General features: G+C 47.9%; 26 protein-coding genes. 9 read left to right on the top strand and 17 right to left on the bottom strand.

The genetic code is table 11. The features are described from left to right. Nucleotides 1–42 precede the first annotated feature (42 nt). Genes tsaD through tsaE form a run of 4 tightly spaced genes read right to left on the bottom strand, consistent with a single transcriptional unit; the run spans nt 43 to nt 2956 of the window. Nucleotides 43–1107 (bottom strand): tRNA (adenosine(37)-N6)-threonylcarbamoyltransferase complex transferase subunit TsaD, encoded by a 1065-nt coding sequence (tsaD, locus tag ACM1ND_RS06530; RefSeq protein WP_023987471.1) that lies wholly within the window; start codon nt 1105–1107, stop codon nt 43–45. Next, nucleotides 1104–1619, bottom strand: coding sequence for a ribosomal protein S18-alanine N-acetyltransferase (rimI, locus tag ACM1ND_RS06525; RefSeq protein ID WP_023987470.1), 516 nt, complete (start codon nt 1617–1619; stop codon nt 1104–1106). The genes tsaD and rimI overlap by 4 nt, the downstream gene beginning before the upstream one ends. Before the next feature lie 17 nt (nt 1620–1636). Next, nucleotides 1637–2473: a tRNA (adenosine(37)-N6)-threonylcarbamoyltransferase complex dimerization subunit type 1 TsaB gene (gene tsaB / locus ACM1ND_RS06520; RefSeq protein ID WP_418027338.1), complete on the bottom strand. Its 837-nt coding sequence runs from the start codon at nt 2471–2473 to the stop codon at nt 1637–1639. Between the two features lie 3 nt (nt 2474–2476). Next, a complete protein-coding gene (gene tsaE, locus ACM1ND_RS06515) occupies nt 2477–2956 on the bottom strand; it encodes a tRNA (adenosine(37)-N6)-threonylcarbamoyltransferase complex ATPase subunit type 1 TsaE (protein WP_076295001.1) in 480 nt (159 codons plus the stop codon). Between the two features lie 134 nt (nt 2957–3090). On the opposite strand from tsaE, the gene ACM1ND_RS06510 reads away from it, so the two are divergent. The 5 genes from ACM1ND_RS06510 (at nt 3091) to ACM1ND_RS06490 (ending at nt 7574) form a co-directional block, all read left to right on the top strand. After that, a complete protein-coding gene (locus tag ACM1ND_RS06510; protein WP_418027336.1) occupies nt 3091–3621 on the top strand; it encodes a cysteine hydrolase family protein in 531 nt (176 codons plus the stop codon). Between the two features lie 613 nt (nt 3622–4234). Continuing rightward, on the top strand, nt 4235–5419 hold the full coding sequence (locus tag ACM1ND_RS06505; protein ID WP_418027334.1) for an acetyl-CoA C-acetyltransferase: 1185 nt from the start codon (nt 4235–4237) through the stop codon (nt 5417–5419). Nucleotides 5420–5474: 55 nt separating this feature from the next. Further along, nucleotides 5475–6215, top strand: a complete 741-nt coding sequence (locus tag ACM1ND_RS06500) for an acetoacetate decarboxylase (protein WP_418027332.1) — start codon at nt 5475–5477, stop codon at nt 6213–6215. A gap of 40 nt (nt 6216–6255) precedes the next feature. Beyond that, nucleotides 6256–6921 carry a CoA transferase subunit A gene (locus tag ACM1ND_RS06495; RefSeq protein WP_023987464.1) on the top strand — a complete coding sequence of 222 codons (666 nt, stop codon included), beginning with the start codon at nt 6256–6258 and terminating at the stop codon, nt 6919–6921. Next, the gene (locus tag ACM1ND_RS06490) at nt 6918–7574 is read left to right on the top strand and encodes a 3-oxoacid CoA-transferase subunit B (protein WP_023987463.1); all 657 of its coding nucleotides are present in this window, start codon (nt 6918–6920) and stop codon (nt 7572–7574) included. The genes ACM1ND_RS06495 and ACM1ND_RS06490 overlap by 4 nt, the downstream gene beginning before the upstream one ends. A gap of 240 nt (nt 7575–7814) precedes the next feature. On the opposite strand, the gene ACM1ND_RS06485 is transcribed toward ACM1ND_RS06490, so the two are convergent. From ACM1ND_RS06485 to ACM1ND_RS06475, 3 genes are all read right to left on the bottom strand, one after another. After that, nucleotides 7815–7994, bottom strand: coding sequence for an H-type small acid-soluble spore protein (locus ACM1ND_RS06485; protein ID WP_023987462.1), 180 nt, complete (start codon nt 7992–7994; stop codon nt 7815–7817). 56 nt (nt 7995–8050) lie between these two features. Then, on the bottom strand, nt 8051–8290 hold the full coding sequence (locus ACM1ND_RS06480) for a hypothetical protein (RefSeq protein WP_023987461.1): 240 nt from the start codon (nt 8288–8290) through the stop codon (nt 8051–8053). Nucleotides 8291–8625: 335 nt separating this feature from the next. Further along, nucleotides 8626–9024, bottom strand: coding sequence for a RidA family protein (locus tag ACM1ND_RS06475; protein ID WP_023987460.1), 399 nt, complete (start codon nt 9022–9024; stop codon nt 8626–8628). Between the two features lie 424 nt (nt 9025–9448). On the opposite strand from ACM1ND_RS06475, the gene ACM1ND_RS06470 reads away from it, so the two are divergent. Continuing rightward, a complete protein-coding gene (locus ACM1ND_RS06470; protein WP_013309197.1) occupies nt 9449–10363 on the top strand; it encodes a Ku protein in 915 nt (304 codons plus the stop codon). 22 nt (nt 10364–10385) lie between these two features. On the opposite strand, the gene ACM1ND_RS06465 is transcribed toward ACM1ND_RS06470, so the two are convergent. From ACM1ND_RS06465 to ACM1ND_RS06430, 8 genes are all read right to left on the bottom strand, one after another. Continuing rightward, nucleotides 10386–12191, bottom strand: a complete 1806-nt coding sequence (locus tag ACM1ND_RS06465) for an ABC transporter ATP-binding protein (RefSeq protein WP_069081005.1) — start codon at nt 12189–12191, stop codon at nt 10386–10388. Nucleotides 12192–12333: 142 nt separating this feature from the next. Then, a complete protein-coding gene (locus ACM1ND_RS06460; protein WP_418027328.1) occupies nt 12334–13830 on the bottom strand; it encodes a nucleotidyltransferase family protein in 1497 nt (498 codons plus the stop codon). Nucleotides 13831–13877: 47 nt separating this feature from the next. Continuing rightward, on the bottom strand, nt 13878–14345 hold the full coding sequence (locus ACM1ND_RS06455) for a lasso peptide biosynthesis B2 protein (RefSeq protein ID WP_418027326.1): 468 nt from the start codon (nt 14343–14345) through the stop codon (nt 13878–13880). Between the two features lies 1 nt (nt 14346). Next, nucleotides 14347–14649 carry a lasso peptide biosynthesis PqqD family chaperone gene (locus ACM1ND_RS06450; RefSeq protein WP_025720436.1) on the bottom strand — a complete coding sequence of 101 codons (303 nt, stop codon included), beginning with the start codon at nt 14647–14649 and terminating at the stop codon, nt 14347–14349. After that, a complete protein-coding gene (locus ACM1ND_RS06445; protein ID WP_076264377.1) occupies nt 14636–15679 on the bottom strand; it encodes a dephospho-CoA kinase in 1044 nt (347 codons plus the stop codon). Before ACM1ND_RS06445 ends, ACM1ND_RS06450 begins: the two co-directional genes overlap by 14 nt. A gap of 189 nt (nt 15680–15868) precedes the next feature. Further along, on the bottom strand, nt 15869–15997 hold the full coding sequence (locus tag ACM1ND_RS06440; protein ID WP_023987454.1) for a paeninodin family lasso peptide: 129 nt from the start codon (nt 15995–15997) through the stop codon (nt 15869–15871). Between the two features lie 52 nt (nt 15998–16049). Then, the gene (locus tag ACM1ND_RS06435) at nt 16050–17975 is read right to left on the bottom strand and encodes an asparagine synthase-related protein (RefSeq protein WP_418027323.1); all 1926 of its coding nucleotides are present in this window, start codon (nt 17973–17975) and stop codon (nt 16050–16052) included. Next, nucleotides 17972–19240 (bottom strand): sulfotransferase family protein, encoded by a 1269-nt coding sequence (locus tag ACM1ND_RS06430; RefSeq protein ID WP_418027321.1) that lies wholly within the window; start codon nt 19238–19240, stop codon nt 17972–17974. The genes ACM1ND_RS06435 and ACM1ND_RS06430 overlap by 4 nt, the downstream gene beginning before the upstream one ends. A 214-nt stretch (nt 19241–19454) precedes the next feature. Here ACM1ND_RS06430 and ligD point away from each other — a divergent pair, with 214 nt between their 5' ends. After that, nucleotides 19455–20357 (top strand): non-homologous end-joining DNA ligase, encoded by a 903-nt coding sequence (gene ligD, locus ACM1ND_RS06425; RefSeq protein WP_053324865.1) that lies wholly within the window; start codon nt 19455–19457, stop codon nt 20355–20357. A gap of 69 nt (nt 20358–20426) precedes the next feature. On the opposite strand, the gene ACM1ND_RS06420 is transcribed toward ligD, so the two are convergent. Next, on the bottom strand, nt 20427–21371 hold the full coding sequence (locus tag ACM1ND_RS06420) for a YitT family protein (RefSeq protein WP_023987451.1): 945 nt from the start codon (nt 21369–21371) through the stop codon (nt 20427–20429). Nucleotides 21372–21566: 195 nt separating this feature from the next. Then, nucleotides 21567–22997, bottom strand: a complete 1431-nt coding sequence (gene cls / locus ACM1ND_RS06415; protein WP_028543093.1) for a cardiolipin synthase — start codon at nt 22995–22997, stop codon at nt 21567–21569. A gap of 146 nt (nt 22998–23143) precedes the next feature. Here cls and ACM1ND_RS06410 point away from each other — a divergent pair, with 146 nt between their 5' ends. Beyond that, complete coding sequence (locus ACM1ND_RS06410; protein WP_023987449.1) at nt 23144–24175, top strand: M23 family metallopeptidase; 1032 nt, start codon at nt 23144–23146, stop codon at nt 24173–24175. A gap of 45 nt (nt 24176–24220) precedes the next feature. Then, nucleotides 24221–24682: a bactofilin family protein gene (locus tag ACM1ND_RS06405; protein WP_053324862.1), complete on the top strand. Its 462-nt coding sequence runs from the start codon at nt 24221–24223 to the stop codon at nt 24680–24682. The last annotated feature ends 37 nt before the right edge of the window (nt 24683–24719 follow it).

Below are 24719 nucleotides of genomic sequence, written 5' to 3'. Positions count from 1 at the left end.
GACACGACTCAACTGTGCCGTGTCTTGCTCATTCTTCTTCAATTAAGTTTGGACAGACCATTCTTCCAGAGACAGTCCTGGATCAGCCTTCATATCCAATGAGGTAAATTCCCCGCGCTTCCATTTGGCGTAGGCCGCAGCGCCGATCATCGCTGCATTATCTGTGCAATATTTCATCGATGGTACAAGCAGCTCAATTCCTTCGCGCTCACAGCGCTCACGCAATGCTGTACGCAGTCCGCGATTAGCAGCCACACCGCCACAAAGCAGGAGCTGCTTCGCACCGTATTCACGCATGGCACGAATCGCCTTTTCCACCAGCACCTCGACGACCGACTCTTGAAAGCCTCTTGCGATCGCTCCGACATGAACAGTTTCTCCGCGCATTTTCGTCTGGTTAATTACATTCAGCACTGCAGATTTCAAACCGCTAAAGCTAAAATCATAAGAATCCGGCTCCAACCATGCACGCGGCAAAGTAACCACTTCCTCCGATTCATGAGCCACACGATCCACATGCGGACCGCCGGGATACGGAAATCCAATGGCTCTCGCTACTTTGTCGTAGGCTTCTCCAACCGCATCATCCCTTGTACGACCAATGAGTTGAAAATGACCTTCGGACTCCATCAGCACCAGCTCTGTATGTCCTCCTGACACAACGAGAGCAATGCACGGATATACGATATCATGCTCCAGCTGATTGGCATAAATATGTCCCGCGATATGATGCGTCCCGATTAATGGCTTGCCGAACGCCAAAGCAGCGCTCTTAGCGGCGACAATACCAACCAGCAATGCACCAACCAGTCCTGGTCCTTGTGTCACGGCAACCGCCGAAATCTCGCGTGGGGTAATTCCTGATGTTTGCATGGCCTCGTCCAGCATGTAGGTGATGCTCTCCACATGTTTGCGTGAAGCCACCTCTGGCACAACACCACCAAAGGCTTTGTGTGTTTCAATTTGACTGGAAATCAGATTCGAGAGCACCTCTGTGCCATTTTTCACGACAGAAACAGCCGTCTCATCACAACTCGTTTCCACTGCCAGTATATAGCAAGGCTCGCCGGAGGCGGAGCCTGTACCTGCTTTTTCCTCTTGCGTCATTGCTTCTGCACGCTTCCTTCCTGTTCACCGGATGCCCCATGCGCGGGAAGATCCGCCCACATGATCACAGCATCCTCGTTATTATCCGAATAATAGCCTTTGCGCACACCTGCGGGCTTAAAGCCTTTTTTCTCATACAAGCCTTGAGCGATCTGGTTCGTTACCCGCACCTCCAGCGTCATACGTTCCATCCCTAAATAAGAGGCGGTCTGCATCAGCTCATCCAACAGCTTGTCTCCAAGCTTACGTCCGCGATAAGCCTCACGAATCGCAATATTCGTAATATGGGCCTCATCCATAATCGTCCACATGCCTGCGTAACCAATGGCTTGTCCGTCTAGTTCCATAATCATATATTTAGCGAAATGATTCATCGTCAGCTCATTGCGGAATGCTTCCTCTGTCCACGGTAGCGTGAACGCTTCATGCTCAATCTCCAGCACATCGGGAATATCATTCAGTTGCATCAAGCGAAACTCAAGTTTCTCTTCCCGCTGTATGTTCTTTGCCATGTTGTTCACCGCTCTCTTCAGCGCTTGCGAAGCAGATTGGCTTCCGCCTCCGCCAGCTGGGTATAATTAGGAACCAGCGTATGTAGCTCGTCATGTTCTTGACGAAGCAGCTTATCCGCCCCAAGGCGGCCAACCCATCTTCCTTCCAGCTCATAAGGTACGATACGAAGCTCGCTCCATGCACGCAAGCGATCGGCTGTTTCGGCGTGAACCGTCGTTTCACCGACTAGCCAAATGACTGGAGGACGCTCTTCAGAGGGCAAAGACTCCAGCCGTTGCAGCAGGTCATCGGTCCAAGCAGTCATCAACCGGATTGCATCTGGCTCCAGCCGTTGCGGACTCTCGACGTCGTCAACTGTACTCACGGCGAACAGCCCCGTGTAAACCTGACCACGGCGCGCATCCAGTACGGGCACAATCCAGTCTGCTGCCTGTGCTCCGGACGAACCGTTATTCACAGACTCATTTTTACCTTCTTGCCCCTTCATCTCGATGCCGCGATTCCAACCACCCCACGCCAAAGCGTGCAAAGTGGATATGGACGTCACCGGGACACCCCAGGCCCAAGCGAGTGTTTTGGCTGCGGTCACGGCAATCCGGATACCAGTATAAGACCCCGGTCCAACACCAACTGCAATGCCGTCTACATCATCTCGTGTCAGCCCTTCTTCATTCAGCAGTCGCTCCAGCTCGGAAATCACATGCACGGAGTGATTACGTTCGCCATAGACGTTGCTTTCTCCCAGCAGTTCTCTTCCGTTCATCAGAGCGGCCGCCATCACGGTCGTCGCTGTATCTAACGTCAAAAACCGCTCACGCGGCTTTACATTCACATCTGTATGCTCTCTTTGCATGGTTCAAACTCCATTCTCCCGCAAACTGCGGCACCATTGTTCATAAGGCTCGCCGTACCCGGTCAGGTGAATCAAGCGCTCCCCGACATCCGTTGTTTCTATATACATGTGAAGCCGCTGCTCCGGCAATATATCCGGTATAATACTACCCCATTCCACCAGACATACTCCTGTCCCGTAAAAATATTCGTCCAGCCCGAGATCCTCTGCCTCGTCCTGGGAAATCCGGTACACATCCATATGATACAAAGGCAATCGGCCCTCGTACTCCTTAATGAGGGTAAAGGTTGGACTATTTACGATACCCGGCACACCTAAATGGCTGGCAAAAGCCTTGGAAAAAGCAGTTTTGCCCGCTCCCAGATCTCCATCCAGCACAATCACCGTTTCGGGGACCGCTTTGGCTGCCAAAAAACCTGCCAATGCCCCGGTCTGTGCCTCTGAGACAGAACGGAACATAAACTGCTCCTGCGAAATTGTCATATATTTTAATCACCTTTCGTCCGAATCGGACCGTTCCAACTTGTTCTTTATTATATAGTTCACCTTATGTCGCCGCAAGGCATGAAGACATGCTATTGTAAGTTAGATGATACACACAGGGAGGGATTGAAACGATGGGGCAAACCGTTTTACTCATGATTGATGTTCAGCAGGCTATGTTCATGTATGATGAGAAGCTGTATCGTGAACAGGAAGTTGTAGCGCATTTGCAGCAGCTTTTGGACAAAGCCAGAGCTACAGGTACACCGGTGATTTTTGTACAGCATACCGATGAAGCGGATGAGGATTTCCGGGAAAACAGTGTAGGCTGGGCCATCGCCGACGAGGTGCGTCCTCTTCCTCATGAACGAATTGTCCGTAAATCATCTTGGGACAGCTTCTACCAAACTGAATTGGGCCATGTGCTAAAGGAACTGGGGGCCGATCAACTCGTAATCGCGGGGATGCAGACCGAGTTTTGCCTCGACACAACTTGCCGAAGCGCCTATAGTCTGGGATACCAGAACAACGTGCTCGTATTAGATGCGCATAGTACATTTAATAGCAAGGTGCTGAGCAGTGAACAAATTGTAGCGCATCATAATGGGATGCTTGGCAATCGTTTTGTGCGTTTACTCGCGACAGCGGATGTACATTTTTCGTGAGTTGTTGAAGTTTTATGTTCCAAGCCGATTGCTTTCAAGCAAGTCGGCTTCTTTTATTGTTCATACGAAAAAACCGCCCTTTCAAGTGACACCGTTAACAAGAAGCAAGCTGGCACAATATAACGAAGATTATGAATATTGAAAGGCAAATCCGTCTTCAGAACATTCTGGAGGCTTTTTTTTATTTCCCAGCGATGAGTTAGATGATATTTGCGAGGAAAACTTTTTCACGTATGGATTGTAACTTTCATTTTTAACAGAAAATTCAATTTATGATCATGATTTTCAGAAAAATTAAGAAATTAACAGAAAACGTTAGAATGGCCTAATTATTGTGGCCTATATGGCTCTATAAACATCTGTACATAGATATGTGTATATTTTTGAACATTGAGCAAAATCTGCATTAGAACTATGATGAAACTGGTTTTAATTTCCAACGAGAGAAGGCGATCGAACCGTCACACTCACTGTCTTAGGCACCATGATATGCCCGCAAGCAAATGTATCTTGCAGTCGCTACATCTCGTAGGTTAAGAACGGAAATTACGAATTGAAGTGCAATCATGGATGTATTGTGTCTTGAACACAACGAAAGGAATGTGAGTTTTTAATGAAAAAAGTAGCTTTAGTAAGCCCGTTGAGAACAGCGGTCGGCTCTTTTAACAAAACCCTTGCGCCTCTAAGCGCTCCTGAACTGGGAGCAACTGTGATGACAGCATGCCTTCAGCAAAGTAAATTAGAGCCTTCTTTGATTGATCAAATTTATTTGGGAAATGTTCTTCAGGCGGGCAATGGCCAAAATCCTGCCAGACAGGCGGCACTAAAAGCCGGTATCCCTATTGATGTACCCGAAACAACGATAAACACAGTTTGCGGTTCAGGACTCCATGCCGTTGCTTTAGCTTACAATTCAATATTGGCGGAACAAGGCAACATCGTCTTGGCCGGAGGCATGGAGAGCATGTCGAATGCCCCTTACCTGCTAAGAAATGCAAGAAACGGCTACAAACTTGGCAACGGTGAGTTGGTAGACTCCCTGGTGGCCGACGGTCTTACGTGCCCGATCAACCATTACCATATGGGAATTACCGCAGAAAATGTTGCCGAGAAATATGGAATTTCAAGACTTGAGCAGGATGAATTTTCCTATCAAAGCCAGATAAAGGCCGTAGAAGCTAAAAACAAGGAGCTTTTTGAAGAGCAGATTGTTCCAGTCATGATTAAAAACAAAAAAGAAACTATTTCTTTCACGGAGGACGAACACATAAGAGGAAATACAACGAAAGAAAAACTTGCTCAATTAAAACCTGCGTTTAAGGAGAACGGAACAGTTACCGCCGGAAATGCTTCAGGAATCAATGATGGCGCAGCGGCTATGCTTGTAGTGTCGGAAGACAAATGTAAGGAACATGCGTTAAAGCCGTTGGCATATATCAAGGGTTATTCACTTGTTGGCGTTGACCCTGCATATATGGGAATGGGACCGGTGAAGGCCATTTCGTCACTTCTGAAGCAACAGGGAATGTCTATTGATGACATCGATCTTTTTGAAATTAATGAAGCGTTCGCCGCACAAGCACTAGCGGTATTGAAAGAGCTTGGAATCAATCCTGAGAAGGTGAATGTCAATGGCGGCGCGATCGCGATCGGGCATCCTGTCGGTGCAAGCGGTGCTAGGGTATTGGTTACGCTGGTTCATGAAATGGTGCGAAGATCTTCACGTTACGGCATCGCCTCGTTATGCATCGGAACGGGAATGGGAATAGCGATGCTAGTTGAAAATGCGCTCATTTAAAGTGCGAGTTCAGGATGACTTTTAGAACTACCTCTTAAAAGGAAGGGAGATCGCTATGAATCAAAAAGAAGTACTTTCACTCCAATCCATGCCTGCGGCTAGCGGCAGCTACGGGCGCCCACCATACCGCTTCATCAACCGGGAATTTTTTATCATTACCTACGAGACTGATCCCGCTGCGATTAGACAGGCGGTCCCGGAGCCTCTTCAGCCGGATGGAAGCAATACCGTTTCCTATGAATGGATCAAGATGCCCGATTCATCCGGGTTAGGAAGCTATGAGGAAAGCGGTATTGTCATTCCGTGTACTTTTCATGGAGAACCCTGTAATTTTGTTGCCCAAATGTATTTGGATAACGCGCCTGCTATTCTGGGAGGACGTGAAATCTGGGGATTTCCGAAAAAATGGGCGAAGCCTCGCTTGATCGTTGAGGAGACGGAAACGCTGACGGGTACATTGCATTACAACAACGTCCTGGTGGCCACGGGAACCATGCCTTTCAAATATAACATTCTTGATGAAAAGGAAACGGCTAAAGCCATCGCAAAAACGCAAGTTAATTTGAAATTAATTCCTGATGTTGACGGTACCCCTAAAATTGCTCAGTTGGTAGCGTATAATCTCGAAAACATTACGGTTAAAGGCGCCTGGTCAGGGCCTGCGAGGTTAAGCCTGATTCCCCATGTCAACGCTCCTGTGGCAGATTTGCCGGTAAAAGCTTATATTGGCGGAAAACATTTTATTGCCGATTTAACGCTTCCATATGGAAGAGTCCTCTATGATTATCTCCAATAAAGTTGCTTTCCTAAAAATATATATATAAGGAGAAGGAACCATGAATAACAAAGTAATCTCCGCTGAAGAAGCAGTTAAGCAGATCAAAGACGGAGACACGGTGATGGTCGGAGGTTTTCTGGCAGGAGGCTTTCCGGAGGAACTTGTACGTGCGCTTGTCGACACCAATCCCGCCAGCAATCTTACGATTATATCCAATGATACAGGCACACCGGAATTATCTATCTATAAGCTTGTAAAAAGCGGCAGAGTAAAGCGGATTTTTGCATCCTATATTGGCTCTAATCCAGAAACGGGAAGGCTCCTGATGACGAAAGAAGCGGAGGTTCAACTCTTCCCGCAAGGTACGCTCGCTGAAAAAATACGTGCAGGAGGAGCAGGCTTGGGCGGTGTTTTAACACCTGTAGGTGTAGGCACCATTGTAGAGGAAGGAAAAAAGAAAATCCAAATTGACGGGAGAGAATATTTGCTCGAACTGCCGCTCAAAGCGGATGTGGCGCTAATCAGAGCTCATAAGGCTGATGAAGCGGGAAATCTTGTCATCAACGGCTCTTCACGTAACTTCAATTTGGTAATGGCTACAGCGGCAGAGTATGTAGTTGCTCAGACAGACGAATACGTAAAGACGGGAGAAATTGACCCCAATCATGTCAACGTTCCCGGAATATTTGTCGACGCAATTGTAAAGGTGGGTGAAAACGCATGAATAACAGAGAATTCATTGCTCGAAGAATAGCCCAGGAATTTAAAAATGGCGAAGTTGTCAACCTTGGTGTTGGAATGCCTACAATGGTGGTAGACTATATCCCCGAAAACATTCATATTATGCTGCAGGCTGAGAACGGAATCCTCGGTGTAGGCCCAAAAGCGACTCAGGGGAAAGAAAGACTCGATTGTATCGATTCAGGCGGAAACTATGTTACAACTATGGAAGGAGCTTGCTTTTTCGACAGTTCGCTTTCATTTTCTATCATCCGTGGAGGGCATGTGGATATCACCGTGTTGGGCGCCCTGGAGGTCGATGAGAAAGGCAACCTTGCAAGCTGGATGATCCCAGGGAAAAAGGTTCCGGGCATGGGGGGAGCCATGGATTTGGTGGTCGGAGCCAAGAGAGTGATTGTAGCCATGGAGCATGTGAACAAAAATGGAGCGCCGAAAATACTGGAACAATGTAAACTGCCCCTCACCGCTGTAAATGTTGTAAAGACCATCGTAACCGAAAAGGCTGTCATCGATGTTATTCCAGGTAGTGGACTGATGCTGAAGGAAATTGCGCCGGGTTTATCGGTGGAAGACGTTCAATTGGCAACTGAGGCTAAACTGATGATTTCACCACATTTAAAGGCCATTGCAGTATAAAGTCATGTAAAGGAACCAACTCCACCTTCAAATTAACTTGTCTGGCGTTTAACTTGTTCCCTCGACTGCATTTATTATTACAAATAAGGTTCGCTAATTGCTCATTGAGCAATTGCGAGCCTTTTAGGGTTGAAGCGGGATCATTCAAGCAGCATTCTACGATGAAAGCCTACAGCTGTCCAAGATCTTTCTAAAGCTATACCCCATACTATGGGAAAAATCTGGTTTGGTGCCCCTCTTCTATTGTTCTTCCAGACGATCCACACGGACGGTTTGGGTATTGCCGGGTCTGCTACCTATCTGTACCGTTGCCATACCGTTTGCTTGGTCTACATGCTCAATCCAGATCGGTTTACCATCCAATTGTACGGCAATATTTTCGGATGAATCATAAATAGCTTTTGCTCGTTCCACGTTCATGTTATTCTTCCCCTCCTGTTTGTTGTTGTGTGCATTCATTCAGAAATATAGTTCACCTAGTCTTCATCTATAATCCGTTCAACGTCTAATGAAGGGATGCTATGAGAAGGCGAAGTTGAAACTACAGCCTCCAAATCCACATGAGCCACAGCTACGGGAAAAGGCGGACGGATTCCATGTGAAAGAGCGAACTCGGGCGGCAATGCATCCTGTTCGCCTCCAGCCGGGCCCCGAAAGGCGATTTGGCTTTGACCCACACGATGCCTGATTTGCTGAGGATAGGATTTTCCGGACATAAATTGTGTACCCCCTTTTGAATCGGATATGCCTTACTATGTACCAAAATTGCTGTAACCATGCGCATGCGGGAGCAATTCGCAGTCTTCATTCACAACTCATACAAATCCTTTGTACGAAGCATAAAAATGATTTGCTCACAGCCAAGGCGTTGGAATCGAAGGATGCAGATGCGGATAGCTCATCACTATGCGATGCTCGGTAATCGTTTAGTGCGTTTGCTTGCGACGACGGATGTACATTTTTCGTGAATTTAAACATAAAACAGCCCCAGCTTCTCACGAAGACCGGGGCTATCTATGATTCCATCCCATAAATGAGGTGCGTATTATTTTTATGCTTTAGCTGCCCAAATTTCAATTTCAATTTTTATTTCAGGCAATCCTAGAGCAGTAAGGTAGCCGATAGTCATTGCAGGATAATCATTCCCGAATAACTTTTCCCATTGGGAATACATGTAATCCCAATCTATCTGCTCAGTTGCCCATACATTTACTTTTATAATATTGTCAGCGGTTAATTGTTCGGCGTCCAAAACTGATTTAATGTTATTAAAAGTATTGCTGATTTGTAGGTTAAAGCTTTCTGGGAATTGGCCATTCTGATCTACTCCAACTTGACCCGAAGTCACGAATAGCTCTGAATTTCTTGGAACTTTAGTTATATGTGTGTAATTCCCTACTGGTTTCGGCATACCTGCCGGATTTTTTCTAGTTATTTTTTCATTTTTCATTTAATCGACCTCGTCATTTTTAAATTTTTCTACCGTTTCTTCTAACCATTTTTAGGCAGACTCCACCAATAAAAATGATTTTAGAAAAAAACAGCAGTAGAGTATCCATATCCAAAAGATATAAAGTTTAATGATCTTTTCTTCATGACATGAACACTCCTTTCTTATAAAATGTCAAAATCGTTGGTTATCCCTTATCTTAATATAACTAATGTAACTTAACAACTTCATATCATTGTGTTATGCGATGTAGTCATACCTCAGAATGCAGATTAGTTGGCTTGCTCTTTTCTTTACACCTCATACATTCCTTTCTCCGAAGCATACTAAGTGAAAAATCTAAGTGAAAAATGGATATGCTCACAGCCGAGCGTTGGAATCGAAGGATACAAAATGCGGATTAAAGAAAAGGAGGAGCGGCGGTATGCATACGGTCTGGAAAGGCGCGATCAGTTTTGGGCTGGTTCATGTGCCCGTTAAAATGTTTTCTGCGACTGAGGATAAGGACATTTCCATGCGTTATATTCACAAGGAGTGTGGAAGCCCACTTAGCTATGTACGAAAGTGTCCCGTTTGTGACAAGGAGGTCGAATGGGAGGAAATTGGAAAAGGATACGAATATGAAAAAGGAAAATTTGTCATGTTCGACAAGGAGGAACTGGAGCAAGTTAGCGGACAAGCGGATAAAAATATTGTTATTTTAGATTTTGTGGATTTGCAGGAAATTGATCCGATTTACTTTCAGAAAACGTATTATCTGTCCCCGGATCAAGCTGGCTCCAATGCGTATAAGCTGCTCATGAATGCGATGAAGGATACCGGGAAAATCGGGATTGCCCAAATCTCCATCCGCTCTAAAAGCAGCCTGGCGGCTATTCGGGTGTTGGATGAATGTTTGGCGGTGGAGACGATGTTTTACCCCGATGAAATTCGCCCCATTGCTCAAGTGCCTAACTTACCGGGGCAGGAGGAGGTTAAAGAGAAGGAGCTGACCATGGCAAAAATGCTAATCGAGCAGCTATCTACACCTTTTGATGCAGCAAAGTATACGGATCAGTACCGCGAGCGTCTGCTGGATCTCATTCAACATAAAGTGGCTGGTGAAGAGGTGCGAATCGCCCCAACACAGCCTCAGACCAATGTAGTAGATTTAATGGCCGCCCTTCAGGCCAGCATCGAGGCAGTGCAACCTGTCGTTACCGATCCCGGCCCTGCTGCGAAAAAACGCCCTGCGCGTAAACCAGCGGCCCCAACAGCACAGCAGGCTGTTGCAGGCGAGAACATCTCTCCGACTCCAGTCAAAAAGAAAAGAAGCACTGCCAAACGTAAAGAAACTTAAGCTGAGTTACAGAAAAGTCTGGTTAAGGGGTGGCGGTGACACTGCTTTGATACGATAGTAGCTGACTGAACGCCCCCCGCTCCTCTTGTTCCAGTTGGTGGTAGTTCCCCTGCTGTATGACCTCGCCTTGATCCAGTACGACAATTTGATCCGCATGTCTGATGGTTGACAGGCGGTGAGCAATGACGATCAACGTCATTTGACCTTTCATCCGTTCCAGTGCTGCCTGAATTGCGGCTTCATGCTCACCATCCAGCGCACTTGTCGCTTCATCTAGTATAAGTACCGAAGGATGATGCAAGACAGCCCGTGCTAATACTAGCCGTTGACGTTCTCCTCCAGACAGACGAATCCCGCGATCTCCAATTACTGTGTCCAGCCCTTCGGGCAATCTGGATACAAAGTTGTCTGCGGCGGCAAAATGTAACGCCTCCCATAGCTGCTGCTCACTAGCATCCTTATCTGCCAGCATCAAATTTTCGCGGACAGTCGCGTGAAATAAAAATGGGTCTTGTGACACGTAGCCAAACGACTGCCGCCACTGGAGCAACAATTCGTCGTCCAGAACAAGCCCGTCTATTGTAATCTGCCCCCCAGTTGGACGTAAAAAACCCATCAGGACATCGACCATTGTACTTTTACCTGCTCCCGATTTCCCTACAATGGCTGTCATTCCCCGAGCGGGTATGAACAAGTTAATATGACGCAGCGCAGACTCTGCTGCACCATCGTAGCGATAATCCAGATGGCTGCATTCGATCCCATGACGAAGGGACAGGGGTTGCCGTACAGATGCAGATACAATCAATGACGGATCTGTGAAAGCTTCGCACTCCTGTTGCACCTTGGTGACACTCTCAAAAGCGGAGATCATAGACATGATGTATTCCAGACTCGCTTGAATAAGAGCAAATCGGGGCCATAAGCGTGAAAATATAAGAATCAGCACAATCAGTTTTTCAGGAGTAACATGCAGCCACTGCAGCGATGTAAATATGACACAAGCGACAAAAACAGCTGCCGCTGTACGATGAAAAAACTGTGTGGTCGCATTTTGCCGGACAAATTGGGTCGTATTATCCTCCATGCGTTGTGTCAGGGAGCGAAACCAATGGATATTCGCCGCTTCCAACAGATTGCTTTTAATATCTTTCATGCCGTTCATGTGATCCGTAATCCCAGCAAAATAAACCTGCGACAGCTCAGTGGTACGATCACCTAATTGTTTGGCATTTCGAATGGAGCGGCGGAACACGACAAACAGCCCCAATCCACTCAGAAATACCAGCCCGGTTAAAGAGGGGGATAACCAAAAAGCCAACGCAATCTGGATCATCGTAAACATGACAGCAGTAGTCAGTTGAAGAAGCAAATTCGTTCCCTGACTGACACGCGCCAGCTCGGTCGTCATCACATGGCTAAAATCAGATTTACGCTGACGCAAATAAAATGCCCACTGCGCCTTCATAAAGGAAGTGTACACGTCTATTCGCAAAGAGCGCATAAAACGCTGCTGAATCCGCGAATTCAGGATGGATTGGTAACGCTGAAGCAAAGCCTGCCCTGTAAGCAGCACTATAAAAACCATCAACATCCCCGGCAACAGCCAGCTTTTAGGAATGAACGGCAAAAAATGTTCCAATCCACCAGACAGAAATGGCATCCCTGAATGACCAACAAATACGCCGATAGCCGCCAGCATAGGAACAAGCATATAAATGCCAAAACCCTCCAGCAGGCTGACAATGATCATACATCCAATATTGAGAAATAACGCACCGCCGTTCACGCTATACAGCTTTGTCATATATAATCGCAGGTGAACCATAATGCACACTCCTTATCCAGGATTTTGAAAAATTCGATTCCAGTCGCTCCAAAGTGCAATATATAGACGAACTAGACCATTTCGATCTATATATTGTTCATTGAAAGTCGCTTATTGGATTTTTGCAAAATCCTCTATCGAGTCAGTGCTTTGAAAATCGCCGCTTCAGCCAAAGAAATGGACGTAAAGGGATATACAAAAAATGCAGCTGGCGAGGCAGTGGAAAAACGGCCGAATCCCCCGTAGAAGGAAACAAACGGCTGATGAGGTACCATAGTCTGTGTCTTGGCTCTTTTAAGGAAAGCAAGTAAGTGCGGCTGACCGGCTGATGGGCAGCCGCCGTGTTTCTGGTCATGACTTGGCTGGAGGCGACAGCTGGAGTAATGGGGGCACAACTGGTAGCAGTGCTCATCGGGCTATGATCGGCGTTACTGGCATCTTCCGTGATGCTAGTAACGCCACTGGTGGCAAGCATGGCTGCTTCGCCACAGGTACCGCATACCGAAGCACCGCCATCCGGAGGGGCGGCCTCCGCTTGCTCCGCCAAAGCTCTGCTATGCAGCAGCTCTGATGGAGCAAGCCTACCTGTACTCGGCCCGTGGGCAATCGGGTACGGTGCGGGAACGCTGGCCTGCATGAAGGCCAGCGCGCTCAGCGCGAGCCTGTGCGCCTGCCGGGTAGCCGATACCGGACGCATCGACTCCGGTATCGGCGTACCCAACAGCGCAGCGGCGAGTGCCCAAGCCTGCCCCCCAGCAGGCAGGCCCCCGTAGCGGCGCATCATCGGCAGTAGCGCCTCCCAATCGACAGCACATACCGCAAGCCTGTCGATGTCAACCAGCCAGCGCAGCCTGAACCAGCCGTGACGCGCACCATGCGCGCTCAAGTACAGAAATTGATGCTCGCTGCCAAGCGTATACATACAGGACGTCATCACAGTCCTGTTGTCGGCAGATCCCAACGGTACCTGCCGACTGGTTCCTGCAGCTTTGCCCATTTTCCGGCAGTTCCACAGCTCGTCAAAAGAGGGTTCCCCACCCCCATCCGGGTGAAGCCGCCAATGCAACTCAATCTCTACCCGTTTTTGCGGATGGAGGTAGGATGCATGATGGTCCTTCCATTTCCAACTGCCAAGGACACGCACTTCTCCGCTCTTGGACGCATATCCGGCTTCCTTCATCCAATGCTCAGCCTCATCCATATCGTCAGGGGCAATGAGTAAATCTATATCCTTGGAGGTACGCAGAGAAACATCCCCGTACAATTGCTGCGCCAGAGCAGGACCCTTCAACATAAGTACACGAATTCCATGAGCTATGAAGAGCCTGGTCAGACGCTCGGCTTCTGCTTGAAGATGGAGCATGCGAAGCGTGTTTCGATGATACTGCGCCTGAAGGTTTCGCAACAATTCTGCGGGAACGAACGGATGATTCAATGTTTTCAGTTGGAGATACACCGTAGGTACCACTCGATGGTGCTCGGTCAGACGTAAAAAGCGGACCCAATCCATCTCTCGCAGCTGGGTAGCAGCAGTCTTATCCTGCCAATGAGAAACGTCTTTCCCCAATAGAGAGAGTAACAACGTTAATTCTTGATCCTCATTCCAATTCGCAAGTTCCAAAACAGACTTGGTGGGCATGCATTCTTCTCCTTCTTGTCTCATCGCATTAAAGCAAAGAACCGCCTTTATCTTTCATTTTTTGTATTTGTAGCCATCACAGCACGTCTCCCGAATATCCCCACCACCGTAAATGCTTCCATCTCCCGTTTCCCCGTAACATAAATCGGTCCGCTACGTACCCATGCATGTGCGGCCAAGCGTCCAGCGGCATTTTTGGCTGTGCCCAGATACAGCGTGCAGTCCAGTTTTCTGCGCCCCAGCAACGTCATCGCCGCAGCGGCTTGTACAAGACAACTACTGCGCCAAGGAGTATAACGGCTTGCCAGCTCCACAGCGTGCGAAATCTGCTGAATGCACTTCTCCTGCCTGACATCACACTTCCATGGAGTTTCTTCCATACATATGCCCCAAACCCTTGAGTAATCCCCAAAAGAACGACGCTGGCGAAACCTCGCCCATCCCAGCTCCAGCCAGGCTTCCGGCAACAATCTCCTAACCTCTGGAGACAGGAGAAGAAGCCGTTGTATCCGCATGTTATACCGACTCCCGTAGAAGCTTCAACAGTCCTTCCCGCTCCAACTCAGCCACAAAGGTATGTACCTGCTGTCTGCACTGTTCCTCGTCCACCTCATATTCATTCGTCAGGACAGTTACGATATCGCCAAGGGAAGGACCGGATTCTGCCAGTTCCCAGATTCGTCCTCCTGTGAAGCCCAAGTTATAATATTTACCAGTGTTAATGCTCATCATCACTTTTTCTCCGTCCATATCACTGACATAGACCTCTTCACCGTAAATGACGCGATAATGGTCTTTAGCTGGATTAGTGGCTGCCATAACTCTTTTCCTCCTTACGAATGATATCAAGTACCCGTTGTACAACCTCGGACGCAGTAAAGACAGAACTATCCCTCAGCAGCCGCCAGCACTCTACTTTACGAGCCATCCTAGCCGCTGTATCAAACGACCATTCACTCAAACCCATTCGCGGAATAATCACCCTACGATATGTATGTTGTAGTAATGTATGCAAGCACTCCAGAACGTTCAAGGGCTGTTCCGTAACCGCCATTAGCTCCCCTTCGCGCATCAACGCACGGATTGGAGAATCTGCCACAAGCTCGAATACGCCCCCTAAGGGCAGCGGATCGTTAAAAAATTCATCTACGGCGGGTACGGCATATTTATTCAGTTCACCTGCAAGCATACGCAGATCACTGTATTGTGGCATTACAGAATTGCCATCAGTTAGGGACCGTATGTTATTTCTTTTGCGTGCATGCTTGTTCTCCCGTAAAGCCTCCAGTTGGAGCAAGCTATCCAACCCCAGCTTTTGCTGCGGATAAGCTGGATACACGATGGCTGAGGAAGCCGTAGCTTTTACAGCAATCACGTCATCACTAACCATCTGATAACCTGCCTGCCTAAAAGCAGCAGCCAGTGTCGATTTGCCCGTACCCGATTCACCCACAAATGCATAGGCCCTCTCCCCGATGACGACCGCACTTCCGTGAATAGGTAATATTCGTCTTTGCATCAGCAGAACACCCATGCATGTACCCAGCACAAACAGCCGCACGGTGTCAGGATCGGCCCCGGAGAATATGCTTACCTCGATCTCCTTGCCTTCCCTGACGGCATAAATGGCCGTGCCTGGTATTTGGAATATAAATCGCTCATCTAGCATCACAAAATTGGCCTGCTCCAGCTGACCACTCCATGCAGTTAAATCAGCCTGTCGAATGACTACATCCTCTACTGCTTCCGGTGCTGCCAGGATCAGCTCAGGCAGATTCAGCTCACTGGCAATTCTGAGTCCAAAGGCTATATATTTCGTCCAACTGACATTTGCACTCCTGTCATGCACGATAGGACTCACTCCTCTGTCCTTAAAAATCCCGTCTTTATTTCTTGGGCAGTACCTCTAACCCGAAGAAATAAAGACGGCTTTGTATTGAATACGAGTCCAATGGATTATGCTATTCTCGTTCATTCAGTCGTTATCGGACCAGTTTTTTGCTTCCAGCCCAACATCGGCTGCATGTATAACCATGTGTTAGCTTGGATTATGAAGATCGGCATCGTGGTCAGACACCCAGTCAATCTGTTTCCAGCCTTTACCCGCCATAGTCTGGTTAATATCCAGCACCTCTATCGTCGGTTCCTGCCATTCTTTTTTACTCATCTCATCACCTCCCCTCCAACGAATGGCGAACTGTCTGACCGGATAGGTTCGATCAGTTCAATCTACAGAGAAAACGGTACACGATCAGGCTATGCATTAGTAGTCGTATATTCGGATCAGACGCCTGCTCAGGGCGGGGGTGGTGAAGTTTCGCCATAGCCGTCTTAATAAACTCAATATTGAGATATTCGGCGGCTCGTAAATCATGACACATCAGTTGAAGCTCTCCCATAAACGTATCCCAGCAAGGAAGCATTCGATGTAGCCAATCTGCAGGCTGTACACCGCGTACCCGCTGGTTCAACCGAACATCATCAGGTAGATGATCACGCATGGCCGTACGAATGAGGGCACGGTCCCGACCGTTTTGCACATACTGTTCAAAAGGCACCGATAAGCAAAAGCGAATCACTCGGCTGTCTCCGGTCGGATCACGTTCCCACAGGCCATACCGTAGTGAAAGTTTGGTCGCGACCACACCATTTTTGTTAGCAATCGCCAAATTCGAAAATTTCTCTTTTCTCGTCTGATCGGCGTTTTTCATCCAGCCTGTTCCGCTCAATACAGGAATATCTTCTACATGCATCCGTTTGGCAAACTCCGGGTGGATCAGTGAAGGAACGGGACTTCGATTGCTACGCCGCAGCCATGAACGAGATTCAAGCGAAGTCGCTTTTTTCAACATCACAGGGAGTAGATGAGACATACGCCTGCCCGTAAGCTTGCTGTACCGCCACAACCCCTGAAAGGATTGCAACCAGTGCAAACGACGAAACTGCCGGGCATAATAGTCTAGTGCAGGGCCCCACGATACGGTAAAATTGCCTCGTGCCCCGGTCAACAGTACACCGACATTGTGCTCCTGTGCTTTTTCATAAAAACCTCTGATCCAGAAGGAGTTTTCAAAATATTTGTAGGGTGCTTCCATGAGTTCCAGCCAAATATCAATTTCAGAAAACGGACTTTTACCCTCAAAATCCATATAATTCTCGTGAATGTTGCCTACATAGCGAGCCGTAGACTGAATATAGCTTCGTTCGTTCGCCAGCAATGTAGGCGGTGTCCAGTCTGTAAAATCTTGAACAGGCACATAGCTGTAGGCATGCAGTGGCTTTTGTTGCAAGTGCAGCGATGGTGCGGCAAAGCTGGCAACCGCTCCGGAATCCAGCCCTCCGCTCAAGGCAGCCCCTACAGCGCGATGCGTCCGTAGTCGGGCAGTGACCGCCTGTGTGAACACCTCGCGGAAAGCTTCTATGTACTCGCCCCCTGTTTTGAGCCGCAGTGGCTCTACCTTATCCAGACATGCATATTTATGAAGGGTTCGCTTCCCCTCCTCCATAGTGAACCAATGTGCAGGAGGAAGCTGGTTTATATGCTTGTATGCGGTCGTTCCGATATCAACGGATTCCTGCATGGCACGGATGGACAAAAATTCGGCCAGCCACGGTTCATGCAGTTCTTTTCGCAGAGAGGGCAGGGACAAAAGTGGAGCGACCACCGTGCTAAACGCGAATCCTCGGTCATGTTGGTACATGTACAGCGTACGATTTCCTGTCACATCTCGAGCACCATATAATCGATGTTCCTTGGCATCCCAAATGACAAAGGCAAAATCACCTATCAGATAACTGGCTGCTTCCACTCCCCATTTGTCATATGCCAGCAAAATCAGCTCGCTGTCCGTGATATCTTGCCGCCGTTCCTGCTCAACTCCCAGCCGTTCAAACAGCTCGGAACGATTGTCAATAATCGCATCCGCCGTGATTGCCAAATCTCTTAGCTCATCATAGAAGGGAAGACGCTCATGAACAGATTCCGGGGTCACATGCTGGGCATGACAACCCAAAAATATTGAGCCTTCGCACCAAGCGCATACGCGGTCAGCGGGATATTTTCGCAGGGCTTGCATCATTTTCCCGCCTTCTTCGGTGCTTACGGACTCATGTCCAAAGCTATAGATTCCGGCAATCGCACTCACGTTCTTCCCCCTTTTTCTTTTCCTATGCTTGATAACGCTACAGACGCCAAGCGCCCGAGCTTACGGGCAAAGAGGCTGCGAGATCGGAGACTTTGATTTGGGCGTTGATAGCTTTGGAGCTGAGCGATAAGACGGTTCCGCTCCTCATAGCTATGTGCCAACCTGTTTTCCAGTGATTGGATCCGCCGATCGTTCACGATCTGGTCCACCTCCATCCTTGCCAGATCTTGAGGTACAGTATGATGGGTTGCATTTATCACAAGTTCTCTGTTATCTGCATCTTGGTCTTCCAGCATCCGATAAGCTGCCTTCCATTCAAAGCCGCTTTGTTGGAGAAATTGTTGTGTACGTTGACTCAGCAGCTCTATATCCGGCTCATCTTCAAAGCGGACTCCAGTCATCTGCTCAGCCTGCTCCAACGCTTCCGCGTACCCAAGCTGCCTAAACATGCGGGACCCAATGCTTCTGCAATACAGCTCAATTTCCGTTTTACTCAACAAATGTTGCCAGCTATGTACCGAATCCTGATGCGCCTGCTCATGCTCTCCTACGAATGGATCACCCGCTCCCATACTATAAAAAAGACTGGATTTGGGCGTATCCGCAAAGTCTCCGTACTTTTCCATCCCCGGCTCATACTTGATCCCCAGAAAACCGCACAGCTTCTCGATCTCCATCGTTGGATTGGATACGAGTTGTTCATACCTAAGCGGGTATGCAAGTGGATGAGGTGTAGCAAAATAATGAGCATAACGGAACAAACCAACCGTAATATCCGTCATTTTCATATTAAAATGCGGACTCCCCAGTTCCTCCAGCAGTTGAAAACGTCCATTCCGTAGCTGATTGACCTTTTTGAATGAGGCCACAATGGCTAAAGGATTCCGGATAAGCCACAGCCTGCGGGCATCAGGGAATAAACGGTCTATAAATTCCAGCACCGTATAGTAACGCGGGGATTTGTCGATAAGCATATCTGCTGTAGTTCCTTGAAGCAGACCATTATATATTTCAAGTGCATACGAACGGGAGGCCTGCTCCAGTACATCGGAGGAAACCATACCTTTAAAAAATTGCCGAAGTATCCCTGTTCCTCCATATGGCCGTGCATGTGACTGAGGAAGATCATATAAACTGAGCAGAAACCACATTTCCTGTGTGGCAAACAGGCGGGAATGGTTTTGCAAAATGGCGGTAAGCAGCGAGCTTCCACTCCGAGGGACACTTAACAGGAATACCAGCCCTCCGCCTTGCTTTTCAATCAAGCAAACTCCTCCTCTACCTCTGCTCAAGACACTTTAATAGATACATATCGTATTTTTTATTATAAATTTATGATACATAATGTATCTTGTCAATCCCTTTGATGGATAAATTCAGCACTTCACGTTCATGTTAAACCATATGTAGATCTATAAGTGCAACAATCAGCCTGTAAATAAAGATTTTGCTGCATGTTAGCCAAAGGAGGATAGCATTATGGGACAAGCTGTTAAAGGTACTATTACCATTGAAGGTCAGGAAATTCCTATCACAAACCCGGATAAACCGCTGTGGCCTGAAGCAGGCGTGACTAAGGCGCTATATCTTCGCAAGCTCGCGGTATTGGCTCCCTTCCTGCTCAAATATTGCCATCATCGCCTACTGACCGTCATCCGCTGGCCACATGGGATTCACGGTGATTTTTTTTATCAGAAAAATGCCCCACGTCCTCGGCCGGACTATATTGAAACCGCTCTGCATGATGGTATTGAATATATCGTGCTCGGCAAATTGCCACAACTTCTCTGGCTTGGTAATCAAGCTGCGTTGGAATTCCACCCCTCTCTGCATGAAGCGGGAAGCAAGCTGCCCTGTGAATGGATGATTGACCTTGATCCATCCAGAGAGGTGGAGCCACGTATTATGGAGGCAGCCTCTATTGTCGGTGAAGTACTGGCTTCGCTTGGTTTGGATTCCGTCCCCAAAACTTCCGGGGCCACAGGTGTACAAATTATCGTTCCGATCCGTACAGGCATAACCTTCGACGAACTTCGCAGCATCGGGCTATTAGTTGGACAGTTTGTGACAGAAAAGCACCCGCATCTGTTCACACTCGAACGGTTAAAGAAGGATCGGGGAACAGCCATCTATTTTGATTATTTGCAGCATTATCAGGGGAAAACTCTGGCCGCTCCTTATACCCCGCGGGCACGCCCCGGCGCTACGGTCTCCACTCCGCTAACATGGGAAGAGGTACGGCAAGATGTATCACCACTTGACTACCATTTGCTGAATATTGAAGAACGACTAAACCAGGTAGGTGACTTGATCGACAAGGTTCCTCCCCAGCCCGTAGAAGACGTCCTCAAGCATATGCGCACCAATGCACACCGAACCTGATCCATGCTTGGAAGAACAAAAAAGGGGACGAACCCCGCAGCCATTAGGCTGAGAAATTGTCCCCTTGCGCTAGTGTATTCCTTTTTTCTTAAAGCGTCCGCCCTTCACATCGTGAATGTTACCGATCGCAACGAAAGCGTGCGGGTCCCAATCTTCAACGATGCTCTTCAGCTTCGCTTCCTCCAGTCGGGTAATGACGACGAAAATCACTTTCTTGCTTTCGCCCGTAAAGCCGCCTTCACCTTCCAGATAAGTTACGCCCCGTCCAAGACGGTCTGTCAGGGCATCCCCGATATCACGGTATTTTTCACTAATAATCCAGACCGATTTGGACTGATCCAGACCTTCAATCGTAATATCAATCATTTTCATGGCAATATAATAAGCAATCATGGAATACAGGGCATTCGGCCAACCGAACACAAAACCTGCACTTCCCAGAATGAAGATATTAACGAACAGTACGATCTCACCGACCGAAAAAGGAGTTTTTTCACTGACGAGAATAGCTACGATCTCTGTCCCATCCAGCGAGCCGCCGGACCGAATCACAAGACCCACCCCAACGCCGAGAATGACGCCCCCAAAGATAGCACCCAATAGTGGTTCGCCAGGAGTCAATGCACTTACATTGTGAAGTAACGCGGTACCGATGGACATCACGATAATGCCGAATAATGTGGATAAAGCGAAGGTTTTACCGATTTGTTTGTATCCGATAAGTAAAAATGGAAGGTTCAACAGGGTCAGGAAAATACCGAGTGGATAGCCAGTAATCTTGGAGGCCATAATGGAAATACCTGTGACGCCTCCGTCGATAACGCCGTTAGGAACCAGAAATATTTCGAGGCCCACTGCCATAAGCGTCGCACCAAAAATAATCATGGCCGCACGCTGAAACAGGCGTTTTGCTTTGTTCTTCGGATTAGCTGGAATTTTGCTGATCTTGGTCAACTCTCCGGTTACATCTGTGATTTCAGACAGATTTTGAACTTCCTTGCTCACTACACTCATATATAAATCCCCCCGTTACAGTATGGTATATTGGACCGAAAAAGGGGCTGCTATCCGCAGTCCCCTCTCCTTTACCGCGCTTGTGTTATATGAATAGTATACCATAAAACTGTGATTTTGCGCAAAAAAGTTAGCAAAGAGCACATAAATCACAATAAAGCGGGATTATATCGATAAAAACGGCGAAAACCGCCTTTAAAGGAGTGGAGAGAGCATGCGAGTTAGAATTTCAGCTATTTTCTGAGATCGAGGCCGTCTGCGGAACACGTTTAAATCTATGCGTGAGGAGTTGGAAATGTCCTCTACAAAATCTTCCGAAAGCCGTTCCAGTGCTGAATTAGCAAAAACTATAGCGGTCAACTCAAAATTATAGAAAAAGCTGCGCATGTCCATATTGGCGGTCCCGACCGAGCCGAGTAAATCATCGACAATCACCACTTTGGCGTGAATAAATCCTTTTCGATATTGGTAGAACTCCACCCCTGCCTCCAGCAATTCTTGCACATAGGATAAAGACGCCAGATGAACCAGCTTCGAATCGGATTGGTAGGGAATAATAATTTTCACATCTACGCCACTGACTGCTGCTAGCTTGAGCGCCTCATAAATCCCCAGATCGGGAATAAAATACGGCGTCGTAATCCAAATCCGCTTTTTGGCAACTGTGAGCGCTCCAAAACACATTTCCTGAATCGTATCCCAAACCTGATCGGGACCGCTGCTCAAAATCTGTACTTCCTCATCCCCAGTGCAGGTATGTGGAGGAAATAAATTCACATCCATCAGCCTTTCCCCTGAGGCCAGCTTCCAGTCGCTAAGAAATGCATTTTGCAGAAAATAAACGCTATCTCCTTCAATCTGCAAATGCGTATCCCTCCAAAATCCCACTTTGGGGTATTTTCCGAGATAATCGTCGCCTACATTAATCCCTCCCACAAATCCGATCATGCCGTCCACCACCACGATTTTCCTGTGATTGCGATAGTTAATCCGGCGGTCCAACGTGGCGAAAAACGGAGGTAGAAAATAATGAAATTCCACTCCTGCCTCACTACAGGTACGAATAAAGGAATAGGGCAAATGGTAGCTTCCTACACCGTCCACAACGAATCGTACCTTTACTCCCTCACGTGCCTTGCGGATCATGACCTCTTGAAACTTTCTTCCGATTTCGTCGGCCCGAAATATGTAAAACTCCACATGGATATGATGTTGTGCATGTTCCATCGCTGTCAGCATAGCTTCGAAGGTTTCTTCACCGTTCGTCAGCACACGTGTGCGATTACATCCAGTCAACGGGTTTTCCGACATACGAATTAACTGGTTAAACAGTCGCTCCTGATGCTTGAAATGAGGATTATGCATTTGCTCCACATGTTCAATCACTTTGGATTGCGCCCACAGACGCTCGCGAAACTCACGAAACAGCTGCGATCCCCCTTTTCGAACCATTTTGCGCTTCTGATAATCCTGTGCAACAAAGTAGTACACGACAAAGCCAATGAGCGGGAAGCAAAACAAAATAAAAAGCCAGGCTACCGCTTTGGACGGCTTGCGAAATTCAAAGAGCAGGATCGTCCCGGTCTGAAAAATAAAAACAATTAAAACCAACAGCAACCACAGCATGTCTAAGCCTCCTTATATATCTCAGGATTTTGCAAAATCCTCATCTACGTTTTATACTAAGCTCCAATTTTTTTGACATGTTTGCCTCTTAAGCTGAATAGATAGTAACCAAGCACTATAGAAGCGATGTCCGGAAAGGAGCGATTATGAAAAAAGGAAGCCTAAATCGCCGGATGACCCTGCTTGTTATTCGGGATGCACAGCAACCGCCCAAGCAGCTACAATGCTCTACAGCCGCTGTCATTCTCGTCCCAACTCTTGTGATCGCGTCTATCTCTACACTCGTGATCGGGCTGCAAATCCGTTCTTCCCATATTATCTCCCAAATGGAAACGAATCTTGCTGTCCAGAGTTTGCAGATGGAGGTCACGGTAGCGGACAAGGATGCAGCCATTGGGCGACTACGGCAGGAAGTCATGGAGCTGACGAATCAAGCCACCAATATTCGTGAACGCCTCCAGCGTGTAACGGAGCTGGAACAGCAAATGCAGCAATTCATTCGTAAACACGGAAACTCATCTGCCACAAGTAACCATAAAAAGACCATGACTCCGCTCTCCTGGGATGCTTCCGGCCATATCGGGGGCGAGCTGATCGCAGTGCATGAAAATACTGCCCTCCTAACTCGCCAGGCAATGGATGATTTTCAGGAGATCGAATCTCTGTTGGACACGGTGGAACGTACGGTTCCCCGCTCTATTCAGCAAGCAAATGCCGTACAGCAGAATCTGGAGCGCAAACAAGCCGCACAGCTACTCCAGACTCGTAGACTTGCTCTTGCCGAGCAAGGGAATCCCTCCGTTTGGCCTGTAGGTTCACGGCGAATGACCTCCAGCTTCGGCTATCGCAGCGACCCTTTTACAGGCAGATCTGCCTTCCATTCAGGCGTGGACATTGCCGGACAAACCGGTGATCCTGTCTATGCAGCAGGAGCTGGCACCGTCTTGGAGGCTGCTTCTAGCGGAGCCCGCGGCAAGTGCATCATCATCCAGCATCCTGACGGACTCCAGAGCTGGTATATGCACCTGAGCGGCATGCAGGTGGCTCCGGGGGATCGTGTCCACAAAGGACAGACCATCGGTCTGCTGGGAAGTACTGGGAGAAGCACAGGACCTCATCTTCATTTTCAGATCGTCAAGCATAACCAACCTGTCGATCCATTACTGTATGTACAATGAGGATTTTTGAAAATATTTACAATAAAAGATTGGGGGAAAACCATCATGTTCAAGGAATCCAAAAAAAAGCTCTCCGCCCCAGCTATGGATACACTGCTCGCTAATGGCACCAGCTTTGAAGGTACAGTTGAGGCAGAGGCCAATATTCGGATTGACGGTCATTTTCAGGGCGATATCCGCAGCACTCGTACTGTCGTCATTGGAGAATCTGCTGTTGTACGTTCGGATATCATCGCACAAGACGTCATTCTTGCCGGTAAGGTGTTTGGCAGCATTACTACAGAAGGACGACTGACCATTACGCCGACAGGTGAACTGTACGGAAATACCGCGACCACTGCATTGGTCATTTCTGAAGGCGGTATACTGGACGGCACAATTCAAATGAACCGAACAAAGGATGTAGAGTTGTCAACTTCTACGGATGAGTCAAACGACGAAACCCAATCTAGTTTCAGCAAAAACAAGGAGGATAGCCAAGCCGCTCTGCAATCCGAAGCAGGATAAAGTCAGTATATACTCCTTTAAATCCAGTGCATTCTCC

Origin of the sequence: Paenibacillus sp. JJ1722, assembly GCF_048282685.1 — a bacterium.
GTDB classification, from domain to species: Bacteria; Bacillota; Bacilli; order Paenibacillales; family Paenibacillaceae; genus Paenibacillus; species Paenibacillus polymyxa_B.
The sequence above is the reverse complement of the archived record's forward strand: the minus strand, read 5'-3'. Positions and strand labels throughout refer to the sequence as shown.